This is a genomic window from Schumannella soli, assembly GCF_006517435.1.
Lineage (GTDB): Bacteria > Actinomycetota > Actinomycetes > Actinomycetales > Microbacteriaceae > Schumannella > Schumannella soli.
Map to the genome: position 1 here is coordinate 309,916 of NZ_VHQG01000004.1, position 25,486 is coordinate 335,401.

General features: G+C 69.5%; 36 protein-coding genes. 4 read left to right on the forward strand and 32 right to left on the reverse strand.

Annotated elements, in window-relative coordinates:
- Positions 1 to 119: 119 nt before the first annotated feature.
- Positions 120 to 1,013, reverse strand: coding sequence for a tRNA pseudouridine synthase A (locus tag FJ657_RS14205; protein WP_141164551.1), 894 nt, complete (start codon positions 1,011 to 1,013; stop codon positions 120 to 122).
- Between the two features lie 90 nt (positions 1,014 to 1,103).
- Here FJ657_RS14205 and FJ657_RS14210 point away from each other — a divergent pair, with 90 nt between their 5' ends.
- The 4 genes from FJ657_RS14210 to FJ657_RS14225 all read left to right on the forward strand — a co-directional run bounded on the left by FJ657_RS14210 (position 1,104) and on the right by FJ657_RS14225 (position 6,343).
- Positions 1,104 to 3,008 (forward strand): acyltransferase family protein, encoded by a 1,905-nt coding sequence (locus FJ657_RS14210; protein WP_181408991.1) that lies wholly within the window; start codon positions 1,104 to 1,106, stop codon positions 3,006 to 3,008.
- 132 nt (positions 3,009 to 3,140) lie between these two features.
- Positions 3,141 to 3,485 carry a DUF485 domain-containing protein gene (locus FJ657_RS14215; RefSeq protein ID WP_141164366.1) on the forward strand — a complete coding sequence of 115 codons (345 nt, stop codon included), beginning with the start codon at positions 3,141 to 3,143 and terminating at the stop codon, positions 3,483 to 3,485.
- Entirely contained in the window at positions 3,482 to 5,092 is a 1,611-nt protein-coding gene (locus tag FJ657_RS14220; protein ID WP_141164367.1) for a monocarboxylic acid transporter, read from the forward strand. The genes FJ657_RS14215 and FJ657_RS14220 overlap by 4 nt, the downstream gene beginning before the upstream one ends.
- A gap of 183 nt (positions 5,093 to 5,275) precedes the next feature.
- Positions 5,276 to 6,343, forward strand: coding sequence for an ATP-dependent DNA ligase (locus FJ657_RS14225; RefSeq protein ID WP_141164552.1), 1,068 nt, complete (start codon positions 5,276 to 5,278; stop codon positions 6,341 to 6,343).
- Positions 6,344 to 6,380: 37 nt separating this feature from the next.
- On the opposite strand, the gene ligD is transcribed toward FJ657_RS14225, so the two are convergent.
- The 31 genes from ligD to FJ657_RS14380 form a co-directional block, all read right to left on the reverse strand.
- On the reverse strand, positions 6,381 to 7,403 hold the full coding sequence (gene ligD / locus FJ657_RS14230; RefSeq protein WP_141164368.1) for a non-homologous end-joining DNA ligase: 1,023 nt from the start codon (positions 7,401 to 7,403) through the stop codon (positions 6,381 to 6,383).
- Positions 7,404 to 7,562: 159 nt separating this feature from the next.
- Positions 7,563 to 8,138: a 50S ribosomal protein L17 gene (gene rplQ, locus FJ657_RS14235; protein ID WP_141164369.1), complete on the reverse strand. Its 576-nt coding sequence runs from the start codon at positions 8,136 to 8,138 to the stop codon at positions 7,563 to 7,565.
- Between the two features lie 41 nt (positions 8,139 to 8,179).
- Positions 8,180 to 9,172, reverse strand: a complete 993-nt coding sequence (locus FJ657_RS14240; RefSeq protein ID WP_141164370.1) for a DNA-directed RNA polymerase subunit alpha — start codon at positions 9,170 to 9,172, stop codon at positions 8,180 to 8,182.
- Between the two features lie 186 nt (positions 9,173 to 9,358).
- On the reverse strand, positions 9,359 to 9,757 hold the full coding sequence (gene rpsK / locus FJ657_RS14245) for a 30S ribosomal protein S11 (protein WP_141164371.1): 399 nt from the start codon (positions 9,755 to 9,757) through the stop codon (positions 9,359 to 9,361).
- Positions 9,757 to 10,137: a 30S ribosomal protein S13 gene (gene rpsM, locus FJ657_RS14250; RefSeq protein ID WP_141164372.1), complete on the reverse strand. Its 381-nt coding sequence runs from the start codon at positions 10,135 to 10,137 to the stop codon at positions 9,757 to 9,759. Before rpsM ends, rpsK begins: the two co-directional genes overlap by 1 nt.
- A gap of 164 nt (positions 10,138 to 10,301) precedes the next feature.
- On the reverse strand, positions 10,302 to 10,418 hold the full coding sequence (rpmJ, locus tag FJ657_RS14255) for a 50S ribosomal protein L36 (protein WP_055821300.1): 117 nt from the start codon (positions 10,416 to 10,418) through the stop codon (positions 10,302 to 10,304).
- A 66-nt stretch (positions 10,419 to 10,484) separates the two neighbouring features.
- Positions 10,485 to 10,706 (reverse strand): translation initiation factor IF-1, encoded by a 222-nt coding sequence (infA, locus tag FJ657_RS14260; protein ID WP_100365313.1) that lies wholly within the window; start codon positions 10,704 to 10,706, stop codon positions 10,485 to 10,487.
- A 224-nt stretch (positions 10,707 to 10,930) separates the two neighbouring features.
- Positions 10,931 to 11,521 carry an adenylate kinase gene (locus FJ657_RS14265; RefSeq protein WP_141164373.1) on the reverse strand — a complete coding sequence of 197 codons (591 nt, stop codon included), beginning with the start codon at positions 11,519 to 11,521 and terminating at the stop codon, positions 10,931 to 10,933.
- Positions 11,518 to 12,852 carry a preprotein translocase subunit SecY gene (gene secY / locus FJ657_RS14270; protein ID WP_141164374.1) on the reverse strand — a complete coding sequence of 445 codons (1,335 nt, stop codon included), beginning with the start codon at positions 12,850 to 12,852 and terminating at the stop codon, positions 11,518 to 11,520. Before secY ends, FJ657_RS14265 begins: the two co-directional genes overlap by 4 nt.
- Before the next feature lie 91 nt (positions 12,853 to 12,943).
- The gene (gene rplO, locus FJ657_RS14275; RefSeq protein WP_141164375.1) at positions 12,944 to 13,642 is read right to left on the reverse strand and encodes a 50S ribosomal protein L15; all 699 of its coding nucleotides are present in this window, start codon (positions 13,640 to 13,642) and stop codon (positions 12,944 to 12,946) included.
- Positions 13,642 to 13,827, reverse strand: a complete 186-nt coding sequence (gene rpmD / locus FJ657_RS14280) for a 50S ribosomal protein L30 (protein ID WP_141145312.1) — start codon at positions 13,825 to 13,827, stop codon at positions 13,642 to 13,644. Before rpmD ends, rplO begins: the two co-directional genes overlap by 1 nt.
- Positions 13,827 to 14,573, reverse strand: coding sequence for a 30S ribosomal protein S5 (gene rpsE / locus FJ657_RS14285; protein ID WP_141164376.1), 747 nt, complete (start codon positions 14,571 to 14,573; stop codon positions 13,827 to 13,829). Before rpsE ends, rpmD begins: the two co-directional genes overlap by 1 nt.
- Positions 14,570 to 14,929, reverse strand: a complete 360-nt coding sequence (gene rplR, locus FJ657_RS14290) for a 50S ribosomal protein L18 (protein ID WP_141164377.1) — start codon at positions 14,927 to 14,929, stop codon at positions 14,570 to 14,572. Before rplR ends, rpsE begins: the two co-directional genes overlap by 4 nt.
- A gap of 2 nt (positions 14,930 to 14,931) precedes the next feature.
- Positions 14,932 to 15,468: a 50S ribosomal protein L6 gene (gene rplF / locus FJ657_RS14295; RefSeq protein WP_141164378.1), complete on the reverse strand. Its 537-nt coding sequence runs from the start codon at positions 15,466 to 15,468 to the stop codon at positions 14,932 to 14,934.
- Between the two features lie 6 nt (positions 15,469 to 15,474).
- Positions 15,475 to 15,873, reverse strand: coding sequence for a 30S ribosomal protein S8 (gene rpsH, locus FJ657_RS14300; RefSeq protein ID WP_141164379.1), 399 nt, complete (start codon positions 15,871 to 15,873; stop codon positions 15,475 to 15,477).
- Between the two features lie 117 nt (positions 15,874 to 15,990).
- On the reverse strand, positions 15,991 to 16,569 hold the full coding sequence (gene rplE, locus FJ657_RS14305; protein ID WP_141164380.1) for a 50S ribosomal protein L5: 579 nt from the start codon (positions 16,567 to 16,569) through the stop codon (positions 15,991 to 15,993).
- The gene (rplX, locus tag FJ657_RS14310) at positions 16,569 to 16,928 is read right to left on the reverse strand and encodes a 50S ribosomal protein L24 (RefSeq protein ID WP_141164381.1); all 360 of its coding nucleotides are present in this window, start codon (positions 16,926 to 16,928) and stop codon (positions 16,569 to 16,571) included. Before rplX ends, rplE begins: the two co-directional genes overlap by 1 nt.
- Positions 16,929 to 16,931: 3 nt before the next feature.
- Positions 16,932 to 17,300: a 50S ribosomal protein L14 gene (gene rplN, locus FJ657_RS14315; protein ID WP_141145305.1), complete on the reverse strand. Its 369-nt coding sequence runs from the start codon at positions 17,298 to 17,300 to the stop codon at positions 16,932 to 16,934.
- 3 nt (positions 17,301 to 17,303) lie between these two features.
- Complete coding sequence (rpsQ, locus tag FJ657_RS14320) at positions 17,304 to 17,621, reverse strand: 30S ribosomal protein S17 (RefSeq protein WP_141164382.1); 318 nt, start codon at positions 17,619 to 17,621, stop codon at positions 17,304 to 17,306.
- Positions 17,621 to 17,944, reverse strand: coding sequence for a 50S ribosomal protein L29 (gene rpmC / locus FJ657_RS14325; RefSeq protein ID WP_141164383.1), 324 nt, complete (start codon positions 17,942 to 17,944; stop codon positions 17,621 to 17,623). The genes rpsQ and rpmC overlap by 1 nt, the downstream gene beginning before the upstream one ends.
- A complete protein-coding gene (rplP, locus tag FJ657_RS14330) occupies positions 17,944 to 18,363 on the reverse strand; it encodes a 50S ribosomal protein L16 (protein ID WP_141164384.1) in 420 nt (139 codons plus the stop codon). Before rplP ends, rpmC begins: the two co-directional genes overlap by 1 nt.
- A 3-nt stretch (positions 18,364 to 18,366) precedes the next feature.
- Entirely contained in the window at positions 18,367 to 19,128 is a 762-nt protein-coding gene (gene rpsC, locus FJ657_RS14335; RefSeq protein ID WP_141164385.1) for a 30S ribosomal protein S3, read from the reverse strand.
- Positions 19,128 to 19,532, reverse strand: coding sequence for a 50S ribosomal protein L22 (gene rplV, locus FJ657_RS14340; protein WP_141164386.1), 405 nt, complete (start codon positions 19,530 to 19,532; stop codon positions 19,128 to 19,130). The genes rpsC and rplV overlap by 1 nt, the downstream gene beginning before the upstream one ends.
- A 23-nt stretch (positions 19,533 to 19,555) precedes the next feature.
- The gene (rpsS, locus tag FJ657_RS14345; protein ID WP_141164387.1) at positions 19,556 to 19,837 is read right to left on the reverse strand and encodes a 30S ribosomal protein S19; all 282 of its coding nucleotides are present in this window, start codon (positions 19,835 to 19,837) and stop codon (positions 19,556 to 19,558) included.
- A gap of 15 nt (positions 19,838 to 19,852) precedes the next feature.
- Positions 19,853 to 20,689, reverse strand: a complete 837-nt coding sequence (gene rplB, locus FJ657_RS14350; protein ID WP_141164388.1) for a 50S ribosomal protein L2 — start codon at positions 20,687 to 20,689, stop codon at positions 19,853 to 19,855.
- Positions 20,690 to 20,708: 19 nt separating this feature from the next.
- Complete coding sequence (gene rplW / locus FJ657_RS14355; RefSeq protein ID WP_141164389.1) at positions 20,709 to 21,008, reverse strand: 50S ribosomal protein L23; 300 nt, start codon at positions 21,006 to 21,008, stop codon at positions 20,709 to 20,711.
- On the reverse strand, positions 21,005 to 21,658 hold the full coding sequence (gene rplD, locus FJ657_RS14360) for a 50S ribosomal protein L4 (protein WP_141164390.1): 654 nt from the start codon (positions 21,656 to 21,658) through the stop codon (positions 21,005 to 21,007). Before rplD ends, rplW begins: the two co-directional genes overlap by 4 nt.
- Positions 21,659 to 21,660: 2 nt before the next feature.
- On the reverse strand, positions 21,661 to 22,311 hold the full coding sequence (gene rplC / locus FJ657_RS14365; RefSeq protein ID WP_141164391.1) for a 50S ribosomal protein L3: 651 nt from the start codon (positions 22,309 to 22,311) through the stop codon (positions 21,661 to 21,663).
- A 27-nt stretch (positions 22,312 to 22,338) separates the two neighbouring features.
- Positions 22,339 to 22,647 carry a 30S ribosomal protein S10 gene (gene rpsJ / locus FJ657_RS14370; RefSeq protein WP_141145294.1) on the reverse strand — a complete coding sequence of 103 codons (309 nt, stop codon included), beginning with the start codon at positions 22,645 to 22,647 and terminating at the stop codon, positions 22,339 to 22,341.
- A 482-nt stretch (positions 22,648 to 23,129) separates the two neighbouring features.
- Entirely contained in the window at positions 23,130 to 24,107 is a 978-nt protein-coding gene (locus FJ657_RS14375) for a DNA topoisomerase IB (protein ID WP_141164392.1), read from the reverse strand.
- 107 nt (positions 24,108 to 24,214) lie between these two features.
- Positions 24,215 to 25,366 carry an ROK family transcriptional regulator gene (locus tag FJ657_RS14380; RefSeq protein ID WP_141164393.1) on the reverse strand — a complete coding sequence of 384 codons (1,152 nt, stop codon included), beginning with the start codon at positions 25,364 to 25,366 and terminating at the stop codon, positions 24,215 to 24,217.
- Between the last annotated feature and the right edge of the window lie 120 nt (positions 25,367 to 25,486).

Below are 25,486 nucleotides of genomic sequence, written 5' to 3' on the forward strand. Positions count from 1 at the left end.
TCCGGTGTGCGTTCGGCGCCGATGGCGTCGAACCCGACGGTGGAGGGCTCGGTATCGCCGCACGCAGTGGAACTGCGAGCAGACAACCTGGCAAGACTACGCGACGCGAGAGGATGCGGTCAAACCGGGCGGGTCGCAGCATCCACCTCGTGCGCTCCGCGGCGGTTGCGGGTCTGGGCGGCCCGCTCGGCGAGCTCGGCGTCGGCCGGGTAGCCGACCTCCATGAGGGTGAGACCCTTCGCCGGCGCGACGATGAACTCGGAGCCGCGCCGGGCCTCGTCGCGGATGCCGACCATCCGCTCGGGGTCGAGCTTGCCGGCGCCGACGGCGATCGAGGCTCCGACGAGCGCGCGCACCATGCTGTGGCAGAAGGCGTCGGCCTGCAGCCGGGCCACGAGAACGCCATCGGCGTCGCGGCGCCAGCTGAACGACTGGAGGGTGCGGATCGTCGTCGAGCCCTCGCGCGGCTTGCAGTAGGCGGCCCAGTCGTGCAGCCCGGTGAGCGCGGCGGCCGCCGCATCCATCGCCTGGTCGTCGAGTTCGGCGGGGTGCCAGAGCGTCGCGCCGCGGCGGCGCGGATCGCGCAGCGCGCGCGGGTCGGCGACCCGGTACTCGTAGCGACGCCAGATCGCCGAGAAGCGGGCGTCGAAGCCGGCCGGCGCGCGGGTGACCGACGATACCCAGACGTCCGCGTCGAGACCGGCGATGCCGTTGAGACGGCGGGCGAGCGCCGCCGGACCCTGCGGGGCCTTCGAGCGATCGCCGCCGCGGTGAGCGGCATCGAGGCTCGCGAGCTGGGCGTCGTCGAGGTCGACGTGCGCGACCTGGCCGAGCGCGTGCACACCGGCGTCGGTGCGCCCGGCGACGGTCAGCAGCGGAGGCGTCGCGCTGCGGCGGAACACGGTCGCGAGCGCCGCCTCCAGCTCGCCCTGCACGGTGCGCAGCCCGGGCTGACGACCCCATCCCGAGAAGCCGGCGCCGTCGTAGGCGATGTCGAGGCGCAGCCGGTGCAGCGCGCCGGGATGCTGCTCCACGGGGGTCGTCGGCGCATCCAGCGCGGACTCGGCGTCATCCACTCATCGAGTCTAAAGTGGGTGCCGCCCATGACTCCGACGCCATCCGCACGCCCCGCCGCGGGCACGGATCCGCGCCCCGTCGCCGACACCGCCGCGGCCTCGCGCGGGCTGCGCGGACGTCTGACCGGACTCGATGGGCTCCGCGCGATCGCGGTGACGCTCGTCGTGGTCTTCCATCTCGCGCCGATCCCGGTGCTGCCCGGCGGTTTCCTCGGCGTCGACGTCTTCTTCGTCATCAGCGGCTTCCTGATCACGACGCTGCTGCTGCGCGAACACGTCCGCACGGGCCGCATCCGTCTCGGCGCGTTCTGGCTCCGCCGCGCACGGCGCCTGCTGCCGGCGCTCGTCCTGCTGCTGCTGGTCTGCGGCGCGGCGGCCGCCGCCGTCGGCGGCGACACGCTGCTGCACCTGGGATCGCAGCTGCTCGGCGCGGCGACCTTCTCGAGCAACTGGATCTTCATCGCCCAGGGGTCGAGCTACTTCGACGCGGCGACGCCGGAGCTGTTCCGCAATCTGTGGTCGCTCGCCGTCGAGGAGCAGTTCTACCTGCTGTGGCCGCTCGCGGTGCTGCTGCTCGTGCTGCTGCCCCGCCGGGTGCGGATGTGGATCGCGCTCGCGCTCGCCGCGGCGAGCGCCGCCGCGATGTGGGTGATCGCCGACCCGAGCGACGGCACGCGCGCCTACTACGGCACCGACACCCACAGCTTCGGGCTCGCGCTGGGCTCCTTCCTCGCCTTCGCAGCGCAGGGCTGGGCCGGCGATCGGGCCCTCTGGTCCCGTGCCCGCCGGGCCGCTCTCGGCATCCTCGGCCTGCTCTCGATCGGCGCGCTCGTCGCGCTGGCGATCCTGCTTCCCGAGCACGACCCCTTCGTCTTCCGCGGCGGCCTGCTGCTCGCCGCGGTGCTCACCGTGGTGGCGATCGCGGCCGCCGTGACCCCCGGCTCCCTGCTCGGCCGCGCCCTCGACCTCGCCCCGCTGCGCTGGATCGGCGCTCGCAGCTACGGCATCTACCTCTGGCACTGGCCCGTCTACCTGCTGCTGGATGCGGCGGCGCCGACCTGGCCGCGCGAGGGCTGGAGCGGGTGGGCGCTCTCGGGCGCCGCGCTCGCCATCACGCTCACCGCCGCCGGGGTCTCCTACAGCGCCCTCGAGCAGCCCATCCGCACCGACGGCTTCCGTCGCACCGCACGCCTCGTGCTCGGCTGGTGGCGGTGGGGCGCGAGCTCCGCGACGGCGGCGACGGTCGTGACGGTGCTCGCGCTCGGCGCGGTCGCGGCGACGGGATGGGCGGTGACGCGCGATCCGGGCGTCGGCAGCACCCAGAGCCAGGTCGAAGCCGGACAGGCCGCGATCTCGGCGACGCCGTCGCCCTCGGCATCGCCCTCGGCCTCCGCCGCTCCCCCGCAGGGCGACCGGATCAGCGTGATCGGCGACTCCGTCACCCTGGCGGCCGCGACGGAGCTGCAGACCGGACTGCCGGGCGTCGACATCGAGGCGGCCGTGTCGCGGCAGATGTCGGTGGCCCCGCAGCTCGTGCAGGCTCTTAAGGACCAGGGGCGGCTGCGGCCGATCGTCGTCGTCGCGCTCGGCACGAACGGCTCCCTCAGCCGCACCACCCTCGACGAGGTGCGCCGCATCATCGGGCCGCAGCGTGAGCTCGTGCTCGTCACCGCGCAGGCGCCGCGGTCGTGGATCGACCCCAACAACGCCATCCTCACCGCCTACGCCCAGCAGTACCGCAACGTCGAGCTGTCGAACTGGCACGACGCCGTGCAGCCGCACCTCGACCAGCTGAACCGCGACCAGGTGCACTTCGGCGGGGCTGGGGCGCGGCTGTTCACCCAGACGCTCGAGGAGGCGCTGCAGCGGCTCGCGCAGCTGCCGCCGCTGCGCGGAGACCGCGACTACGAGTCGGCGCCGCGCCCGGTCTGATCGGCGCCGCGGGCCCGGCACCGTCGCCGGATCCGTTCGGCGCTCCTCGACACCCGCAGCACAGCCCCTCTATGCTGACCCCCATTCGGGGGACGCGCAACGAGGCGCGCCCCCGGTGACGAGGAGGTCACCGTGTCCGATTCCGCGCCCGACCGCTCCGCCGCCCGCGGACCCGACTACGAGGCCGTCGCCGCCTCCGAGCCCTTCCAGCGCCTGCGCCGCCGGCATCGCGGCTTCGTGTTCCCGCTCGCCGTGCTGTTCCTCGTCTGGTACTTCGTCTACGTGCTGCTCGCCGCCTACGCCCACGACTTCATGGCCACGCCGGTGATCGGGAACGTCAACCTCGGCCTGCTGCTCGGGCTGGGCCAGTTCGTGACGACCTTCGTGATCACGATGGCCTACGTGCGCTTCGCGAACCGGCGGATGGATCCCGAGGCCACGGCGATCCGTCACGAGCTCGAGGAGGCGGAGAAGTGACCGCCGAGAACAACCCGGTGCTCAACATCGCGATCTTCCTGGCGTTCGTGCTCGTGACCCTCGTGATCGTGTTCCGAGCGAGCCGCAACAACCGCTCGGCCGCGGACTACTACGCCGCCGGCCGCTCGTTCACCGGTCCGCAGAACGGCATCGCGATCTCGGGCGACTACCTCTCGGCGGCGTCGTTCCTCGGCATCTGCGGCGCCATCGCGGTCAACGGCTACGACGGCTTCCTCTACTCGATCGGCTTCCTCGTCGCCTGGCTCGTCGCCCTGCTGCTCGTGGCCGAGCTGATGCGCAACACCGGCAAGTTCACGATGGCCGACGTGCTCTCGTTCCGTCTCAAGCAGGGCCCGGTGCGCACCGCGGCCGCGGTCACGACGCTCGTCGTCTGCTTCTTCTACCTGCTGGCGCAGATGGCCGGAGCGGGCGGGCTCGTCGCGCTCCTCCTCGGGCTCAACGGCCCCGTCGCGATCGGCATCGTCATCGCCGTCGTGGGCGTGCTGATGATCCTCTACGTGCTGATCGGCGGCATGAAGGGCACCACCTGGGTGCAGATCGTCAAGGCCTGCCTGCTCGTCGGCGGCGCGGCGATCATGACGGTCTGGGTGCTGGCGGTCAACGGCTTCGACTTCTCGGCGCTGCTGCAGAAGGCCGCCGAAACCTTCGGCGCCTCGCAGAAGGCGGCGGATGCGGGACTCGACGGCGCGGCACTGCTCGCGCCCGGTCTGCAGTACGGCGCGAACCCCCTCGACTTCGTGTCGCTCGCGCTCGCCCTCGTGCTCGGCACCGCCGGCCTGCCGCACGTGCTCATGCGCTTCTACACGGTGCCCTCCGCGAAAGAGGCCCGCCGCAGCGTCGTCTGGGCGATCTGGATCATCGGCGCCTTCTATCTCTTCACGCTCGTGCTCGGCTACGGCGCGGCCGCGCTCGTCGGCCCGGATGCGATCCTCGCGGCGCCGGGCGGCGTCAACTCGGCGGCGCCGCTGCTCGCGCTGCAGCTCGGCGGACCGGTTCTGCTCGGCATCATCTCCGCCGTCGCCTTCGCCACGATCCTCGCGGTCGTCGCCGGACTCACCATCACGGCGGCCACCTCGCTCGCGCACGACATCTACGCGAGCGTGATCAAGAAGGGCAAGCCCGAGCCGGGCCGCGAGGTCAAGGTGGCCCGCTGGACCGTCGTCGGCATCGGCATCCTCGCCATCATCGGCGGCATCGCCGCGCAGGGCCAGAACGTGGCGTTCCTCGTCGCCCTCGCCTTCGCGGTCGCTGCCAGCGCGAACCTGCCCACGATCCTGTTCTCGCTGTTCTGGAGGCGATTCACCACGCGCGGCGCCGTCTGGAGCATGGTCGGCGGCCTCGCCTCGGCCCTCATCCTCATCATCTTCTCGCCGGCCGTCTCGGGCGGCCCGACGCCGATGATCCCCGGCGTCGACTTCCACTGGTTCCCGCTCTCGAATCCGGGCATCGTGTCGATCCCGGTCGGGTTCCTGCTCGGCATCATCGGCACGCTGAGCGGGCCGTCGAAGGAAGACAGGCGGGTCGCCGCCGAGATGGAGGTGCGCTCGATGACCGGACACGGCGCCGAGAAGGCGAGCGATCACTGACCGTCGGCGTCGACACGACCGCGCGATCGAGACCGCGGCGGGCGCGCCTCCTCAGGAGGGGTGGATGCGCGCCCGCCGCCCTGGCACGATGACGCCATGAGCGCCGACGCCTCGCCTCCCCCGCCCGCGAGCCCGGCGCCGTCCGCGCTCGACCTGCTCGGCGGCGACCTCGACGGCGGGCCGATGCTCGCGAAGGCGGCGGCCGGCGTGCCCGATGCCGACGCGATCGAGGGCGGCTACGCCTACGAGCCGAAGTGGGACGGCTTCCGCGCCGTGGTGGCCATCGGCGTCGACGGGGTCGAGATCGGCAGCCGCGGGTCGAAGCCGCTCACGCGCTACTTCCCCGAGCTCGTCGAGGCGATCGGGGCCCAGCTGCCGGTCGGCACGGTCGTCGACGGCGAGATCGTGCTGCGATCGACGAACGCCGGCGCGGCGCGCAGGGCCGGCGGCGGGTCGGGCGGCGGGGCCGACGAGCGCCTCGACTGGGAGACGCTGTCGCAGCGCATCCATCCGGCCGCGAGCCGCGTGGCGATGCTCGCCGCCGAGACGCCGGCGTCGCTCGTGATCTTCGACCTGCTGCGCTCCGCCGACGACGCCGAGCTGCACACCCGTCCCTTCGCCGAGCGCCGCAGCGCCCTCGAGCGGCTCACCGGAGAGCGGGCCATCCACGCGCCCCTCCATCTCTCGGCGCTCGGCCGCGACGCCGATCAGGCACGGCGCTGGCTGGACGAGTTCGAGGGCGCCGGACTCGACGGGGTCGTCGCGAAGCCGCTCGGCGCGCCCTACGCCCCCGGCAAGCGCGTGCTGCTGAAGGTCAAGCACGCGCGCACCGCGGATGTCGTGCTGACCGGGTACCGGATGCACGCCTCGGGCGAGGGCGTCGGCTCGCTGCTGCTCGCGCTCTACGGCGATGACGGCGAACTGCACCGGGTCGGCGGCGTCTCGGCGTTCACGGCGGCGCGACGCCGCGAGCTGATCGACGAGCTCGCCCCGCTCGTCGAACGGGATGCCGACGGCGAGCCCGTCCGCCGCGAAGACGAGAAGAACCGCTTCACCGGCACGCGCGACACGAGCTACGTCGTGCTGCGCCCCGAGCGCGTGCTCGAGGTGCGTTACGACCAGATGGAGGGGTCGCGCTTCCGGCACACGGCGCAGTTCGAGCGCTGGCGTCCCGATCGCGAGCCCGCGTCGTGCACCTTCGCGCAGCTCGAGGTGCCGGCGGCCTACGACCTCGGGGCGCTGCTGGACTGACGCGCGCGCCGACTCGCGAGCTCGCGCATCCGCTCGCTCACTCCTCCTTGCGCGCCCGACTCGGAGCGACGCGCCGGGGCTCACCCGGCATCTTGGGGTAGTCGGGTGGGTAGACCAGGTCGCCGAGGCCGTCCGCGACATCCCGCTCCCACCACTCGAGCAGCGTCGCCATCGAGCCGGGCGCATCGTGCAGGTCCGCCCAGGGATCGCCGATCTCGGCGAGACGCTGCGGCACGGTGCGGATGGTGAACGCGCCCGGATCGATCGTGTCGAGCTCGTCCCACGACACCGGGGTCGAGACCGTCGCCCCGGGCAGCGCCCGCGGACTGTAGGCGCCGGCCGTCGTGCGGTCGCGGGCGGCCTGGTTGTAGTCGAGGAAGATGCGCTCCCCGCGCTCCTCTTTCCACCACGACGTCGTCACGGCATCGGGACGCCGTCGCTCCAGCTCGCGGGCCGCCGCGATGACGCCGTGCCGCACCTCGATGAAGTCATGGTCGGGCCGGATCGGCGCGGCGAGGTGAAGCCCGCGACTGCCGGAGGTCTTGACGGCCGCAGTGAGTCCGGCCTCGGCGAGCACCTCGCGCATCCCGTGCGCCACAGCGACCGTGTCGGCGAAATCGGTGCCCGGCTGCGGGTCGAGGTCGATGCGCAGCTCGTCGGGGTGGTCGGTGTCGGCGGCGGTCGACGGCCAGGGATGGAACACGACCGTGTTCATCTGCGCCATCCACACGAGCGCGGCCGCCTCGTCGGCGACGAGCTGCGGATGCGTGCGTCCGCTCGGGTAGGTGACATCCACGGTGCGGATCCACTCGGGCGCGCCCTTGGGCGGGTTCTTGGAGAAGAACCACTCCCCCGTCACGTCGCCGCCGAAGCGCTGCAGCGAGATCGGACGGTCGCCGTTGTGCGCCAGGAACGCCGGCGCGACCGCGACGAGGTACTCGGCGAGCTCGAGCTTCGTGACGCCGGCTTCCGGCCACACCACCCGACTCGGACTCGAGACGCGCATCTCGCGCACGCCGTGCGGACCCGGGACCTCGAGCGTCGTCGCCTCACTCGCCATGCTGCTCACGCTAACCGCGCCCGCCGACGAGCGGAAGGACCGCGCTGCCGGGCGACCGTCCGCCGACGGCGCGACGCCGGCCGATCGCACCGACGACGAAGGCCCCGTCGGCGAACCGGCGGGGCCTTCGTGCAGCTGCGCGACGAGCGCGCGGCGGTATTACTTCTTGTCGTCCTCGGCGGGGGCCTCAGCGGCCTCCTCAGCCTCGACGGCCTCGACCTCGGCGACCTCGGCGTCAGCCTGAGCCGCGTCAGCGTCCTCGACGACCTCGGTCTCCTCGACCTCGGTCGTCTCCTCGGCCTGGGTCTCCTCGACCGGCGCGACCTTCGTCTCGGCGCGAGCGGCCGACTTCTTCGACGAGGCGGGCTTCTTCGAGACGGGCTCGAGCACGAGCTCGATCACGGCCATGGGGGCGTTGTCGCCCTTGCGGAAGCCGGTCTTGATGATGCGGGTGTAGCCGCCCTCACGGTCGGCCACCTGCGGCGCGATCTCCGTGAAGAGCTTGTGCACGACGCCCTTGTCGCCGATCGTTCCGAGAACGCGGCGGCGGGCGTGCAGGTCTCCACGCTTGGCGAAGGTGATGAGGCGCTCGGCGATCGGACGCAGGCGCTTGGCCTTCGTCTCGGTCGTCTGGATGCGCTCGTGCGTGAACAGCGCGGCGGCGAGGTTCGCGAGCAGCAGGCGCTCGTGAGCCGGTCCGCCTCCGAGGCGGGGTCCCTTGGTGGGCTTAGGCATTGTCTATTTCTCCAGTGTTGCGAAGTCGATCGTGCGGGAACTCAGACGTTGGTCTCGTCGTCGTAGCCGCCGTAGAAGTGGGCGCCGTCGAAACCGGGAACGCTGTCCTTGAGCGACAGACCGAGCTCGACGAGCTTGTCCTTGACCTCGTCGACCGACTTCTGACCGAAGTTGCGGATGTTCATGAGCTGCGTCTCCGAGAGGGCGACGAGCTCGCTGACCGTGTTGATGCCCTCGCGCTTGAGGCAGTTGTAGCTACGCACCGAGAGGTCGAGGTCCTCGATGGGCATCGACAGCTCGGAGCTGAGGACGGCGTCGACCGGGGCGGGCCCGATCTCGATGCCCTCGGCCTGCGTGTTCAGCTCGCGGGCGAGACCGAACAGCTCGACCAGGGTGCGGCCGGCCGAGGCGATCGCGTCACGCGGGGTGATCGCGGGCTTCGACTCGACGTCGACCACGAGGCGGTCGAAGTCAGTGCGCTCGCCGGCACGGGTGGCCTCGACGCGGTAGGTGACCTTGAGCACGGGCGAGTAGATCGAGTCGACCGGGATCTGGCCGGCCTCGCTGAACTCGCTGCGGTTCTGGGTCGCCGAGACGTAGCCGCGGCCGCGCTCGATGGTGAGCTCGAGCTCGAACTTCGCCTTGTCGTTGAGCGTCGCGATGACGAGCTCCGGGTTGTGGATCTCCACACCCGCCGGAGCCGAGATGTCGGCGGCGGTCACCTGACCCGCGCCCTGCTTGCGCAGGTAGGCGGTGATCGGCTCGTCGTGCTCGCTCGAGACGACGAGGCCCTTGATGTTGAGGACGATCTCGACGACGTCCTCCTTCACACCGGGGACCGTGTCGAACTCGTGCTGGATGCCGTCGATGCGGATGCTGGTGACCGCGGCGCCGGGGATCGACGAGAGCAGCGTGCGACGCAGCGAGTTGCCGAGGGTGTAGCCGAAGCCGGGCTCGAGGGGCTCGATCACGAACCGCGAACGGAACTCGGAGATCGTCTCCTCGGAGAGAGTGGGGCGCTGTGCAATGAGCACGTGGTGTCCTTTCGGCGAGAGCGTCCGCCATATGACGCTCACGGAGATTCAGCGGATGGCTGGGCCGCCGTTTGTTGAGTTGTTGAAAGTCACGAGACCGCAGACGCGCTGCGGGAGCCGGGGCCGGCCGGCGTGCGGCCGGCCCCGACGGCGCTCCTCAGCCGCGCGGGGCGAGGAGCGCCCACATCACACGCGGCGGCGCTTCGGGGGGCGGCATCCGTTGTGCGCCTGCGGCGTCACGTCGTTGATGCTGCCCACCTCGAGGCCGGCGGCCTGGAGCGAGCGGATCGCCGTCTCGCGACCCGAGCCCGGGCCCTTCACGAAGACGTCGACCTTCTTCATGCCGTGCTCCTGCGCCTGGCGGGCGGCCGACTCGGCGGCCATCTGCGCGGCGTAGGGGGTCGACTTGCGCGAGCCCTTGAAGCCCACGTTGCCCGACGAGGCCCAGCTGACGACAGCGCCCGAGGGGTCGGTGATCGACACGATGGTGTTGTTGAACGTCGACTTGATGTGGGCCTGGCCCACGGCGATGTTCTTCTTCTCCTTGCGGCGCGGCTTGCGCGCGGCGGACTTGGGAGCGGCCATTACTTCTTGCCTGCCTTCTTCTTGCCGGCGACGGTGCGCTTCGGTCCCTTGCGCGTGCGGGCGTTGGTCTTGGTGCGCTGACCGCGGACCGGCAGGCCGCGGCGGTGACGGAGACCCTCGTACGAGCCGATCTCGACCTTGCGGCGGATGTCGGCCTGCACCTCGCGGCGCAGGTCACCCTCCACCTTGAAGGTGCCCTCGATGTAGTCGCGGAGCGCGACGAGCTGGTCGTCGGTCAGGTCCTTGACGCGGATGTCACCGGAGATCCCGGTCTCCTTGAGGGTCTCGAGCGCGCGAGTGCGTCCGACCCCGTAGATGTAAGTGAGTGCGACCTCCACGCGCTTATCGCGCGGGATGTCGACGCCGGCGAGACGTGCCATGTCGGCTTCTCCTGGTTGTCGTGGAGGTGTGGTGCGCCGCCGGTGCCTGGGCCTCCAACCCAAGGTGTCCTCCTGCTCGCGTGGCGAGTCGGAATCTGGTGGCGCGATCTGTTCTGTTCAGTTGTGGTTCGTGCAAGTGACGCCGACCGCGAGCGGCCGGGGCGTCAGCCCTGGCGCTGCTTGTGGCGCGGGTTGCTCTTGCAGATCACCATGACGCGGCCGTTGCGGCGGATCACCTTGCAGTGGTCGCAGATCGGCTTGACGCTCGGGTTGACCTTCATGTTCTTCTTCTCTCGCTGTCTTCGTGCACGCCCGGGTGCGGGCGGCCGTTACCTGACCAGCGGGTCTTACTTGTAGCGGTAGACGATCCGGCCGCGGGTCAGGTCGTAGGGGCTCAGCTCCACGATCACGCGGTCCTCGGGGAGGATGCGGATGTAGTGCTGGCGCATCTTGCCCGAGATGTGGGCGAGAACCTTGTGTCCGTTGCTGAGCTCAACGCGGAACATCGCGTTGGGCAGCGCTTCGAGCACGGATCCTTCGATCTCGATGACTCCGTCTTTCTTGGCCATACCCTCTTCGTTACGTCGTTCGACCGCAGGTCATGCGGGTGGGATTGTCGGTGCGGTGGCGCGCGAAGACGCGGGCACAAAGCACCAAGGGGAGAGCCTACGCCATGACACGGCTTTTCGCCAAGCCGGTGCTACACTCCCGCCGCTCGCACGACGGGGACGACGAACGGCCCCGGCTCCCCCGCCGCTGCGGAGATGTCGGGGCCGTTCGAGGAGCGGTCGGCTCAGGCGCTGACGCGGTCGATGCCGCGCGAGGCGAGCGCCGTGAAGACGCGCTGCGTCACCTCGTCGACGGTGCCGAGGCCGTCGACCTCGACCAGAAGGCCGCGGTCGCGGTAAGCCGCGATCAGTGGCTCGGTCTCGCGGGCGTAGACGTCCTGGCGGTGGGCGATCGCCTCTTCCGAGTCGTCGAGACGCCCCTGCTCGACCGCGCGCTTGCGCAGCCGGGTGACGATTTCGTCGCGATCGGCGACCAGACGCACCACGGCGTCGAGCTCGTGACCGTGCGAGGAGAGCAGCTCATCCAGGTACGACACCTGCTGCGTCGTTCGGGGGTAGCCGTCGAGCAGGAAGCCCTGCCCGGCGTCCGCCTCCGACAGGCGGTCGGTGACGAGCTCGTTCGTGAGCTCGTCCGGAACGTAGTCGCCGGCATCCACGATCGCCTTCACCCGGAGTCCGAGCTCGGTCTCGTTCTTGATGTTGGCGCGGAAGATGTCGCCCGTCGAGATCGTGGGGATCCCGTAGGCGGCGACGATGCGCTCGGCTTGCGTGCCCTTGCCCACTCCCGGCGGGCCGACGATGAGCAGTCGGGTCATCGCAGAAGCCCCTCGTAGTGGCGCTGCTGCAGCTGCGAGTCGATCTGCTTCACCGTCTCGAGGCCGACGCCGACCATGATCAGGATGCTCGTTCCGCCGAAGGGGAAGTTCTGGTTCGCGTTGATGGCCACCAGGGCGATCAGCGGGATGAGCGCGATGAGGCCGAGGTAGATCGAGCCCGGCAGGGTCACGCGGGTCAGCACGTAGTCGAGGTACTCGGCCGTCGGTCGCCCGGCGCGGATGCCCGGAATGAAGCCGCCGTACTTCTTCATGTTGTCGGCGACCTCTTCGGGGTTGAAGGTGATCGCGACGTAGAAGTAGGTGAACCCGACGATGAGCAGGAAGTACAGCGCCATGTACAGCGGGTGGTCACCGCGCGTGAGGTAGTCGGTGATCCACTGCACCCAGGGCTGAGCGGCCTTGCCGGCCGGCGGCGCGTTGAACTGCGCGATGAGCGCCGGCAGGTACAGCAGCGACGAGGCGAAGATCACGGGCACGACGCCGGCCATGTTGACCTTGATCGGGATGTACGTGTTGTTGCCGCCGTAGGTTCGGCGACCCACCATCCGCTTCGCGTACTGCACCGGGATGCGTCGTTGCGACTGCTCGACGAAGATGACCGCCGCGACGATGAGGATGCCGATCAGGATGACCAGGATCAGCGTCTCGATGCCGCGCTGCTGGAAGATCGAGATGAGCGCGCTCGGGAACTGGGCGGCGATCGAGGTGAAGATCAGCAGCGACATGCCGTTGCCGATGCCGCGCTCGGTGATGAGCTCGCCCATCCACATGATCAGGCCGGTTCCGGCGGTCATGGTGATGACCATGAGCAGGATGCCGTACCAGGTCGAGCCGTCGGCCGTGATGATCGACGAGCACTCGGCCGAGGCGGTGCCCGAGCCCGAGAACAGGGCGCCGGAGCGGGCGACCGTGATCAGCGTCGTCGACTGCAGGATGCCGAGCGCGATCGTGAGGTAGCGCGTGTACTGCGTCAGCTTGGCCTGGCCCGCCTGTCCTTCCTTGTAGAGGGTGTCGAAGCGGGGGATGACCACGCGCAGCAGCTGCACGATGATCGACGCGGTGATGTACGGCATGATGCCGAGCGCGAAGATCGAGAGCTTCAGCAGCGCTCCGCCGCTGAAGAGGTTGACGAGGGTGTAGAGACCCGATGCGCCGGCCTGACCGTTCACACACGCCGTCACGTTGTCGAAATCGACGAACGGGGCCGGAATGAACGAGCCGATGCGGAACAGCGCGACGATGCCGATCGTGAATGCGATCTTGCGTCGCAGGTCAGGCGTCCGGAAGATCCGCGCGACGGCACTGAACACTGGGGAGATCCTTCCGGATTGGTGGGGCGCCGGAGGGATCCGGCTGAGGCGGTCCGACAGCTGGTGGGCTGCCGGACCGCCTCGGCGTCGACTACTTGATCGAGCCGCCGGCGGCGACGATCTTCTGCTCAGCAGAGCTCGAGACCTTGTCGACCGCGACGTTCAGCTTAACTGCAATCTCGCCGTCGCCCAGAACCTTGACCTTCTCGTTCTTGCGAACCGCGCCCTTGGCGACGAGGTCGCCGATGGTGACGTCGCCGCCCTTCGGGTACAGCTCAGCGAGCTTCTCGAGGTTGACGACCTGGTACTCCACCCGGAACGGGTTCTTGAAGCCGCGGAGCTTCGGAGCGCGCATGACCGAGTTCAGGTTGCCGCCCTCGAGGCCCGGACGCACCTGGTAGCGCGCCTTGGTTCCCTTGGTACCGCGACCGGCGGTCTTGCCCTTCGAGCCCTCACCGCGTCCGACGCGGGTGCGGTCCTTCTTCGACCCGGCGGCGGGACGGAGGTGGTGCGCCTTGAGCACCTGAGGACGCGCGGCGACCTCCTCCTTCTTCGCAGCGGGGGTCTTCTTGGCGGCCGGCTTCGCAGCCGTGGTCGACTTCTCCGCGGCAGCGGGGGCGTCGGCCTTGGCGGCAGCCGGCTTCTTGGCGGCGGGCGCCTTCTTCTCGGCAGCCGGCTTCTCGGCGGCGGCCTTGGCAGCCGGAGCCTTCTTCTCGGCGGCGGGCTTGGCCGCAGCCTTCTTGGCGGGGGCCTTCTCGGCCTCGTCCTTCGTGGCCTTGTCGTCAGCCATCAGTCAATCTCCTCGACCTTCACCAGGTGAGCGACAGTGCGCACGTAGCCGCGGTTCGCCTGCGTGTCCTCGCGCACGACGGTGTCGCCGATGCGCTTGAGACCGAGGCTGCGCAGCGTGTCGCGCTGGTTCTGCTTCTCACTGATCACGGACTTGATCTGGGTCACCTTGAGACGCGCGGCCATCAGGCACCTGCCTTAGCGGTAGCTGCAGCGCGAGCGTCGGCCTCGGCGCGCACCAGGCGCTCCGGGGCAACATCCTCGAACTCCAGGCCACGACGGGCGGCGACGGCGCGCGGCTCTTCGAGCTGCTTGAGCGCCTCCACCGTCGCGTGGACGATGTTGATCGTGTTCGACGAGCCGAGCGACTTCGACAGCACGTCGTGGATGCCGGCGCACTCGAGCACGGCACGCACCGGGCCACCGGCGATGACACCGGTACCGGCGGCGGCCGGACGCAGGAGCACGACGCCGGCGGCGGCCTCACCCTGAACCGGGTGCGGGATCGTCGCGGCGACGCGAGGCACGCGGAAGAAGTTCTTCTTCGCCTCCTCGACGCCCTTGCTGATCGCCAGCGGGACCTCGCGGGCCTTGCCGTAGCCGACGCCCACCAGCCCGTTGCCGTCGCCGACGACGACGAGCGCGGTGAAGCTGAAGCGACGACCGCCCTTGACGACCTTCGACACGCGGTTGATGGTCACGACGCGCTCGAGGAACTGGCTGTCGCTGTCGCGACCGCCCCGCGAGTTGCGGTCGTTGCGGTCGTTGCGGCCACGGCCGCCGCCGCGGCGACCCTCGCGCTCGTTGGTCGGCGCCTGGGTGCCGGCGGCGGTCTCGACCGGCGCCTCGTTGACCGTGGCGACGTTCGTCTGCTCGGCCTGGCTGGCCTTGGCCGGCTCAGCGGCCTCGTTCTGGTTCGTTGCGTCGGTCACAGGTTCAACCCGCCCTCTCGAGCTCCCTCGGCGATCGCGGCGACACGACCGGCGTACTTGTTTCCACCACGGTCGAAGACCACGGTGTCGATACCGGCCTGCTTGGCGCGCTCGGCGACGAGCTCGCCGACCTTGCGGGCCTTGGCGGTCTTGTCGCCCTCGAAGGCGCGGAGGTCGGCCTCGAGAGTCGAGGCGCTCGCGACGGTCTTGCCGACCGTGTCGTCGACGACCTGCACGAAGACGTGACGCGCCGAGCGGGTCACGACGAGGCGCGGACGCTCGGCCGAGCCGACGATGCGCTTGCGCAGACGCGCGTGGCGGCGGTTGCGCTGGGCGCTCTTGGAAGTGATAGCCATGATTACTTACCGCTCTTTCCGGCCTTGCGGCGAACGACCTCGCCCGCGTAGCGCACGCCCTTGCCCTTGTAGGGCTCCGGCTTGCGCAGCTTGCGGATGTTCGCGGCGACCTCGCCCACGGCCTGCTTGTCGATGCCACGGACGGTCAGCTTGTTGTTGCCCTCCACCTCGAAGGTGATGCCCGCGGGCGGGTCCACCGTGATGGAGTGCGAGTAGCCGAGGGCGAACTCGACCGAGCTGCCCTTGGCGGTCACGCGGTAACCAGTTCCGACGACCTCGAGGCCCTTGGAGTAGCCCTCGGTCACGCCGACGATCTGGTTGGCGATGAGCGTGCGGGTCAGGCCGTGCAGCGAGCGCGAGGCGCGCTCGTCGTCGGGGCGCGAGACCAGCACCTGGTTGTCCTCGAGCTTGACCTCGATGGGGCTCGCCACGACGAGCGAGAGCTCGCCCTTAGGGCCCTTCACCGCGACGGCCTGGCCGTCGACCGAGATCGTCACACCCGAGGGGATGTCGATGGGGAGTCGTCCGATTCGCGACATGTCAGATCACCACACGTAGGCGAGGACTTCCCCACCCACGCCCTTCGAAGTCGCCTCGCGGTCGGTCAGCAGACCCGAGGAGGTGGACAGGATCGCCACGCCGAGGCCGCCCAGCACGTGGGGGATCTCGGTCGAGCGGGCGTAGACGCGCAGGCCGGGCTTCGACACGCGCTTGATGCCGGCGATCGACCGCTCGCGGTTCGGGCCGTACTTCAGGTCGATGGTGAGGGTCTCGCCCACGCGAGCCGCCTCGACCTTCCAGTCGGCGATGTATCCCTCGCGCTTGAGGATGTCGGCGATGCGCGCCTTGAGCTTCGACGACGGCAGCGAGACGCTGTCGTGGAAAGCCGAGTTCGCGTTGCGCAGCCGGGTCAGCATGTCAGCGACCGGATCGGTCATCGTCATGGTTTATCTGCTTTCTGTAGTCGGTTTCGGCGAGCGGTACACCGCTGCCGACCTTCTCTAGGGAAACCCGGCCGGCCGGAGCCGGCCGGGTTGTCGACCTCTGATCCTACAAGAGGATCAGGCGTCGGCCTTCACGAACGGGAAGCCGAGCGCGCGGAGCAGCGCACGACCCTCGTCGTCGTTCTTCGCCGTGGTGACGACGGTGATGTCGAAACCGCGGACGCGGTCGATGCGGTCCTGGTTGATCTCGTGGAAGATGCTCTGCTCCGAGATGCCGAACGTGTAGTTGCCGTTGCCGTCGAACTGCTTGTCGCTGAGGCCGCGGAAGTCGCGGATGCGAGGCAGGGCGAGCGAGATCAGGCGGTCTGTGAACTCCCAGGCGCGGTCGCCGCGCAGCGTGACGTGGGCGCCGATCGGCATGCCCTCGCGCAGCTTGAACTGGGCGATCGACTTGCGGGCCTTCGTCACGATCGGCTTCTGGCCGGTGATCGCGGTCAGGTCCGCCACGGCGCCCTCGATGACCTTCGAGTCACGGGCGGCCTCGCCGACACCGGTGTTCACGACGACCTTGACCAGGCCGGGGACCTGGTGCGGGTTCGTGTAGCCGAACTGCTCGGTGAGCTGCTTGACGATCTCGGCGCGGTACTTGGACTTCAGGCGGGGCTGGATTTTGCCAGCCACAGCAGTCTCACTCATCAGAGGTTCTCTCCGGACTTCTTCGCGTAGCGAACGCGAACCTGCTTCTTGACGCCGTCCTTCTCGACCGTCTCGACCTTGTGGCCGACGCGGGTCGGCTTCTTGGTCTTCGGGTCGACGAGGGCGACGTTCGAGATGTGGATGGGGGCCTCGTGGGTCTCGATGCCACCGGTCTTGGTGCCGCGCTGGGTCTGGCCGACCTTCACGTGCTTGGTGACGTAGTTGACGCCCTCGACCACGACGCGGTTGCGCTCGGTGAGGACCTCGATGACCTTGCCCTGCTTGCCGCGGTCTCCACCGCGAGCCTGAGTGGCGCCGCTGATCACCTGGACCAGGTCGCCCTTCTTGATCTTCGCCATGAGTTAGATGACCTCCGGGGCCAGCGAGATGATCTTCATGAACTTCTTGTCGCGAAGCTCACGGCCGACCGGTCCGAAGATGCGGGTGCCACGGGGGTCCCCGTCGCCCTTCAGGATCACGGCGGCGTTCTCGTCGAACTTGATGTAGGAGCCGTCGGGACGACGGGTCTCCTTGCGGGTGCGGACGATGACCGCCTTGACGACGTCGCCCTTCTTCACGTTGCCGCCGGGGATCGCATCCTTGACCGTGGCGACGATGACGTCACCGAGGCCGGCGTAGCGACGGCCGGAGCCGCCGAGCACGCGGATGGTGAGCAGCTCCTTGGCGCCGGTGTTGTCGGCGACCTTGAGGCGGGATTCCTGCTGGATCATGGGTTACTTCGCCTTCTCCGCGATCTCGACCAGACGCCAGCGCTTCGACGCCGACAGCGGTCGGGTCTCGGCGATGACGACCAGGTCGCCGATGCCGGCGCTGTTGGTCTCGTCGTGGGCCTTCACCTTGGAGGTGCGGCGGATGACCTTGCCGTACAGCGGGTGCTTAACGCGGTCCTCGACCTCGACGACGATGGTCTTCTCCATCTTGTCGCTGGTCACGTAGCCGCGACGCACCTTGCGGTAGCCACGGGCGGCCTCGTCGCGGACGTCGTGAGCGGCGTGCTCGTGACCCGCTTCGGCCTTCTCGACCTTCGCCATTACTTGCTCGCCTCCTCGGCGGTCTCGTCGGCGGGCGCCTCGTCGGCGGCAGCCTTCTTGGTGGACTTCTTCTTCGTGGCCGGCACCTCGGCGGCGACGGGCGTGGCACGGATGCCGAGCTCGCGCTCACGGATGACGGTGTAGATGCGAGCGATGTCGCGCTTCACGGCGCGCAGGCGGCCGTGGCTCTCGAGCTGGCCGGTGGCCGACTGGAAGCGCAGGTTGAACAGCTCCTCCTTGGCCTTCTTCAGCTCTTCGACGAGACGCTCGTCCTCGAAGGTGTCGAGCTCGACAGGGGCGAGCTCCTTGGATCCGACGGACATTACGCGTCGCCCTCCTCGCGCTTGATGATGCGTGCCTTGAGCGGCAGCTTGTGGATTGCACGGAGAAGCGCGCCACGGGCGAGCTCCTCGTCGACGCCGGCGACCTCGAAGAGGACGCGGCCCGGCTTGACGTTCGCGACCCACCACTCCGGCGAGCCCTTACCCGAACCCATGCGGGTCTCGGCGGGCTTCTTGGTCAGCGGGCGGTCGGGGTAGATGTTGATCCACACCTTTCCGCCGCGCTTGATGTGGCGCGTCATGGCGATACGAGCGGCCTCGATCTGACGGTTCGTGACATACGCGGGCGTCAGAGCCTGGATGCCGAACTCGCCGAAGCTGACCTTCGTGCCACCGGTCGCCTGGCCGGAACGGCCGGGGTGGTGCTGCTTGCGGTGCTTGACCTTACGGGGAATCAGCATGGTTTACGCCTCAGCTCCTGCGGTGGCGGGGGCGGCCTCGGCGTTGCGGGGGCCGCGGCCACGGCCGCCGTCACGACGCTCGGGGCGCGACGACTTCTGAGACGCCTGCTCGCGAGCGAGTTCCTTGTTGGTGATGTCGCCCTTGTAGATCCAGACCTTCACGCCGATGCGGCCGAACGTCGTCTTGGCCTCGTAGAAGCCGTAGTCGATGTTCGCGCGCAGCGTGTGCAGGGGCACGCGGCCCTCGCGGTAGAACTCCGAGCGGGACATCTCCGCGCCGCCGAGGCGGCCGGAGACCTGGATGCGGATGCCCTTGGCGCCGGCGCGCTGCGCGCCCTGCAGGCCCTTGCGCATGGCGCGACGGAACGCGACACGGGCGGAGAGCTGCTCGGCGATGCCCTGCGCGACGAGCTGGGCCTCGGCCTCGGGGTTCTTCACCTCGAGGATGTTGAGCTGGATCTGCTTCTTGGTGAGCTTCTCCAGGTCGGCGCGGATGCGCTCGGCCTCGGCGCCGCGGCGGCCGATGACGATGCCGGGACGCGCGGTGTGGATGTCCACACGCACGCGGTCGCGGGTGCGCTCGATCTCGATCTTGGCGACACCGGCGCGGTCGAGCTGCGTGGTGAGCAGACGACGGATGCGCACGTCCTCGGCCACGTAGTCGGCGTAGCGCTGACCCGGCTTGGTCGAGTCGGCGAACCAACGCGAGGTGTGGTCGGTGGTGATGCCGAGACGGAAGCCGTACGGGTTGACCTTCTGGCCCATTACTTGCTCGCCTTCTTGCTGCCGGCGGCGACCGGGGTCGCGTCCGTGAGCTCGTCAGGGGTCGAGAGCACGACCGTGATGTGGCTGGTGCGCTTCAGGATCTTGAAGGCGCGACCCTGCGCACGCGGCTGGAACCGCTTGCGGGTAGCACCCTCGTCGACCCAGGCACCCGACACGAACAGGTCCTGCTCGTCGAGGTACTGGTTGCTCGCATCCGCCTTGACGCGGGCGTTCGCAACGGCGGACGCGACGAGCTTGTAGATCGGCTCGCTCGCACCCTGCGGCGCGAACTTCAGGATGGCCAGGGCCTCCTGAGCCTGCTTGCCCTTGATCAGGGCGATGACGCGACGGGCCTTCTGAGGCGTGACGCGGATGTGTCGCACGCGGGCGATGGACTCCACCATTTCTCTCTCCTCCTCGTGTCGCCTTAGCGGCGACGGCCCTTCTTGTCGTCCTTCTCGTGACCGCGGAAGGTGCGGGTCGGCGCGAACTCGCCGAGCTTGTGGCCGACCATGGTCTCGGTCACGAACACGGGGATGTGCTTGCGTCCGTCATGCACCGCGATGGTGTGGCCCAGCATCGCCGGGATGATCATCGAGCGGCGCGACCAGGTCTTGATCACGTTCTTGCTGTTGGCCTCGTTCGCGACCTGCACCTTGCGAAGCAGGTGGTCGTCGACGAAGGGGCCCTTCTTGAGACTGCGCGGCATCTTCTACAACTTCCCTTAGCGCTTCTTGCCGGCGTTACGGCGGCGGACGATGAGCTTGTCGCTCTCCTTGTTGGGGCGACGGGTGCGTCCCTCGGCCTGGCCCCAGGGGCTGACCGGGTGACGACCACCGGAGGTCTTGCCCTCACCACCACCGTGCGGGTGGTCGATCGGGTTCATCGCGACACCGCGGACGGTCGGGCGGACGCCCTTCCAGCGCAGACGGCCGGCCTTGCCCCAGTTGATGTTCGACTGCTCGGCGTTGCCGACCTCGCCGATCGTCGCGCGGTTGCGCAGATCGACGTTGCGGATCTCGCCCGAGGGCAGGCGCAGCTGGGCGTAGGGGCCGTCCTTCGCGACGAGACGCACCGAGGCGCCGGCCGAGCGGGCCAGCTTGGCGCCTCCGCCGGGGCGGAGCTCGATCGCGTGGATGACGGTACCCACAGGGATGTTCTTCAGCGGCAGGTTGTTGCCGGGCTTGATGTCGGCGCCGGGGCCCGACTCGATGATGTCGCCCTGCTGCAGCTTGTTCGGCGCGAGGATGTAGCGCTTGGTGCCGTCCACGAAGTGGAGCAGCGCGATGCGCGCCGTGCGGTTGGGGTCGTACTCGATGTGCGCGACCTTGGCGTTGACGCCGTCCTTGTCATTGCGACGGAAGTCGATGACGCGGTACTGGCGCTTGTGGCCACCACCGATGTGACGGGTCGTGATGCGACCGGTGTTGTTGCGGCCGCCGCTCTTGGTGAGCGGACGCAGCAGCGACTTCTCCGGGGTCGAGCGGGTGATCTCGGCGAAGTCAGCGACCGAGGAGCCACGACGACCGGGGGTCGTCGGCTTGTACTTGCGAATAGCCATGTGTCTGTCTCCTTCGGCCTTATCCGACAGCCGTGAAGATGTCGATCGAGCCGGACTTGAGGGTGACGATCGCGCGCTTGGTGTCCTTGCGCTTGCCGAGGCCGAAGCGCGTGCGGCGGGTCTTGCCGGTGCGGTTCAGCGTGTTCACCGAGGCGACCTTGACGCCGAAGATCTTCTCGATCGCCAGCTTGATCTCGGTCTTGTTCGAGCGGGGGTCGACGACGAAGGTGTACTTGCCGTCGTCGATCAGGCCGTAGCTCTTCTCGCTCACGACCGGCGCGATGATGATGTCGCGCGGGTCCTTGTTGTAGCCGCTCATGCGGAGACCTCCTGCTTGGCGGCGGTCTTCGCGGCGACGAAGCCGTCGAACGCAGCCTTGGTGAAGACGATGTCGTCGCTGACGACGACGTCGTAGGCGTTGAGCTGGTCGGCGAAGAGCACGTGCACCGACGGGATGTTGCGCACGCTCTTCAGGCCGGTCTCGTCATCGCGCTCGAGGACGATCAGCACGTTCTTGTCGGCCTTGAGGCCGGTGAGAACCGCGACGGCGTCCTTGGTCGACGGGGTGTCGATGCCGAAGTCGGCGATCACGTGGAGGCGCTGGCCGCGGGCACGGTCCGAGAGAAGGCCGAGCAGAGCAGCGGCGATCATCTTCTTGGGGGTGCGCTGGCTGTAGTCGCGCGGCACCGGGCCGTGCACGACGCCACCGCCGGTGTGCTCGGGGGCGCGGATCGAGCCCTGACGGCTGCGACCGGTTCCCTTCTGCTTGAACGGCTTGCGACCGGCGCCGGAGACCTCTCCGCGGTTCTTGGTCTTGTGCGTGCCCTGACGCGCGGCGGCGAGCTGCGCGGTCACCACCTGGTGGATGAGGGGCACGTTGGTCTGCACGTCGAAGATCGACGCGGGCAGCTCGACCGATCCGGCCTTCTTGCCCTTCGCGTCGACGACGTCGAGGGTTGCGTCAGCCATGATCACTTCTCCTTCACGGCGGTGCGGACGAAGACGATGCGGCCACGAGCGCCGGGAACGGCGCCCTTGACCAGGATGAGGCCCTTCTCCAGGTCGACGGCGTGGACCTTGAGGCCCTGCACCGTGACGCGGTCGCCACCCATGCGACCGGCCATGCGCATGCCCTTGAAGACACGGCTGGGGGTCGAGGAGGCGCCGATGGAGCCCGGCTTGCGGTGGTTGCGGTGCGCACCGTGCGAAGCGGAGACGCCCTTGAAGTTGTGGCGCTTCATGACACCGGCGAAGCCCTTGCCCTTGCTGGTGCCGACGACGTCGACGTACTGGCCGGCCTCGAAGATGTCGACGGCGAGCTCCTGTCCGAGCGTGTACTCGGCAGCATCGGGGGTGCGGACCTCGGTGAGGTGACGGCGCGGCGTGACGCCGGCCTTCTCGAAGTGGCCGCCCGTGGGCTTGTTGACCTTGCGCGGGTCGATCTGGCCGTAGGCGATCTGCACGGCGGTGTAGCCGTCGACCTCCTGCGAGCGGATCTGGGTCACGACGTTGGGGGTGATCTGGACCACGGTCACGGGAACGAGCTTGTTGTTCTCGTCCCAGACCTGGGTCATGCCGAGCTTGGTGCCCAGCAGACCCTTGGTCGTCTTGAGAGCAGACATGGGAATCCTTCTGGTGGGAGCTCGGGTTTAGAGCTTGATCTCGATGTTGACGTCCGCCGGCAGGTCGAGACGCATGAGCGAGTCCACGGCCTTCGGCGTCGGGTCGACGATGTCGATCAGGCGCTTGTGGGTGCGCTTCTCGAAGTGCTCGCGGGAGTCCTTGTACTTGTGGGGGCTGCGGATGACAACCACCACGTTCTTCTCCGTCGGCAGCGGGACCGGACCGACGACGGTCGCTCCGGCGCGGGTGACGGTGTCGACGATCTTGCGGGCCGACGCGTCGAGACCTGCGTGGTCGTACGACTTCAGTCGGATGCGGATCTTCTGTCCGGCCATACTCAACTCTCTTCTATCTGCTCGGCGCACAGGTCTGGCCTGTCCGCCTTGCGCAGCACTTCTGCTGGCGCACCACTGTTCTTCTGTCAATCCGCGTCCTGCGGACTCCGTGCGGAAACAACCGCACTCGGCACACGCCACTCCAAGGTGTTCCTGGCTGGCAGGCATCCGCGGAGTCGGATTCGATTGAAGCTGTGCTCTGCTGCCCGAGGCCCAACCTCTCGCGAGAGCCGGTCGCGGGGACCTGGCTTCGGGGGTTGTGCACTGCACTGGCAGTGATCCGCGCGCACGCGCACGGAATGTTGAACTAGGAGAGTCTGCCACAGCGCCGCGGCGCCGTGCAACCCGGGCGTGTCGCGTTCGGCGTGTCGCGCCCGGCCCGGATTCCCGGGGGATGCGAGCCATCCTCTCTCCGGGTCGCGGCAGCCCGCATCAGTGCTCGCCCGGGCGGGACCGGTGCCCGCCCGGTGCGGCGAACCTCGCTAGGAGAAGAGGAGCGCGCGCAGCTCCGACTCGGCCGATCCGATGCGGCCCGGGTCGATCGTCACGCCGTCGGCGTAGAGATCGAGGATGCGGGGATCGACGTAGCTCGCCCGTGCGATCGCGGGGGTGTTGCTGAGCACGGCGGAGGCGTCGCGCATCGCCTGCGCGATCGCGCGCTTGCGGGCGGTCGGCGTGCGCTCCGGCCCGTGCTTCGCGAGGCTGACGGCCGCGGCGACCGTGCCGTGGAGCGTGCGGAAGTCCTTGGCCGTGAAGTCGCCACCGGTGCGCGCCCGCACATCCTCGTTGATCTCGGCGGCGGCGAGCGGGTGCCAGCCCCGGTCGTCGCGCCAGGCCAGCAGCCGCGCTCGGCCGCCGCGGCGCTTGAGCCGCGCGACCACGGCGGCGAGATCGACGTCGCGGATGTCGGATTCCCACTCCTGCCCGCTCTTCGCCGGGAAGCGCAGCTCGACGGTGTCGCCGCCGCGCACCGTCACGTGCGCGCCGAGCAGGGTCGACAGCCCGAAGGAGCCGTGGGAGCTGGCGTACTGCTCCGACCCGACGCGCAGGCTGCCGGTGTCGAGCATCCGGAACGCGGCGGCGAGCGCCCGCTCGCGGCTCACGCCCACCCCGTCGTCGCGGCGCAGGTCGATCGTGACCTGGCGTCGCGCGGCCGGCAGCGTCTCGGCGAGCGCGAGGGCGCGGTCGTGCTTGATGCGGTCCTTCTGCTCGCGCCAGGTCGGGTGGTAGATGTACTGCCGCCGGCCGGCGCCGTCGACACCGGTGGCCTGGATGTGCCCGTTGGGGAACGGGGCGATCCACACCTCGGTCCAGGCGGGCGGGATCGCGAGGGCGTCGAAGCGCGCCCGCAGCTCGGCGTCGCGCACGGTCGTGCCGTCGGCATCCCGGTAGCTGAAGCCGCGGCCGGAGGCGACGCGGCGGTATCCCGGTCCGGCGGAGTCGCTGCGGCGCAATCGCATGCGCTGACGCTAGATCGCGGGCGCTCCCTGGCGCGCGAGCGCGCAGTCGGCATCCAGCGGGAGGAGGTTGCGCTCACAGCCGGCGCGCCACATCCCCTCGAGCCGGTTCAGGCGGCGCCGACCCCGGCCTCGTGCGCGAGCACGCGGTCGGCGGCGACGAGGGCCAGCCCGCGCACGCCGACCAGTTCGCCGATCGTCGACAGACGGATCTCGAGGTTGCGCGTCGCGAGCGGGGCGGCACGCTGGTAGACGCGCTCGCGGATGCCCGACAGCAGCACCTCCCCCGTGTCCGCGAGTAGACCGGAGAGCACGATCGTGGCCGGGTTCAGCACGCTGACGAGTCCCGCGATCGCATCGCCCAGAACACGGCCGGCGCGACGCACGGCCTGCACCGCCTCGGCCTGCCCACGGCGCACCTGCTCGACCAGGTCGGCGACGCTCGCGGTGGCGATGCCGAGCTCATCGAGGTCGCGGCGCAGCGCCCATCCGCCGGCATAGGCCTCGACGCAGCCGAGGTTGCCGCAGCGGCAGGGCAGCGGGTTCTCGTCGTCGGCGGCGGTGGAGCGGGTGTGGCCGACGTCGCCGGCGGCACCATCGCTGCCGCGGATGATCGCGCCGTTGAACACGAGTCCGCTGCCGACGCCGGTGCCCAGCTTCAGGCTGATGAGGTTGTCGCTGCCGATCGCGCGAGCCTCGGCGACCGCGCGCGCGTTCGCGTCGTTCTCGACGACGACCGGCACGGCCCAGCGCGCGCCGAACCAGCCGGCGATGTCGAAGCCGTCCCATCCGGTCATGATCGGCGGGTTGACGACGCGGCCGGCGGCGAACTCGACCGGACCGGGGACCCCGACTCCGACGCCCCAGACCTCGTCGGCGATCGCGAGCTCGTCGACGGCGGAGGCGACCTCGGCGAGCACCGCCTCGGGGCCCTGCCACACGTCGATCGCGCGCGAGACGTGACGCAGCGGCTCGCCCGCGAGGTCGCAGACGCCGACGGTCAGCCCGGTGGCACCGATGTCGGCGGCGATCACGACGGCGCGGTCGGCGCGGAAGGCGAAACGGCTGGAGGGCCGGCCCCCGGTCGACTCCCCTCCCCCGATCTCCTCGATGAGGCCGGCGTCGGCGAGCGCGGTCAGCCGGCCGTTCACGGTCGAGCGCGAGAGTCCGGTCAGCTCCATCACCTCGGTGCGGCTGAGCTCGGCACGGTCGCGGAACAGCGCGAGGACGTCGCCGAAGGGGGCGATCGGCACTGCGGTCATGGCGGCTCCGTTGCGAGGTGTGGCCCTACCTTACCCAACAAGTGATCAAAAGCCAGCAGACTTTTGTGTTGCAGATAATCAAAAGTTCCCGTAGCTTCTCCCCCACTGGCACGCAGTGGT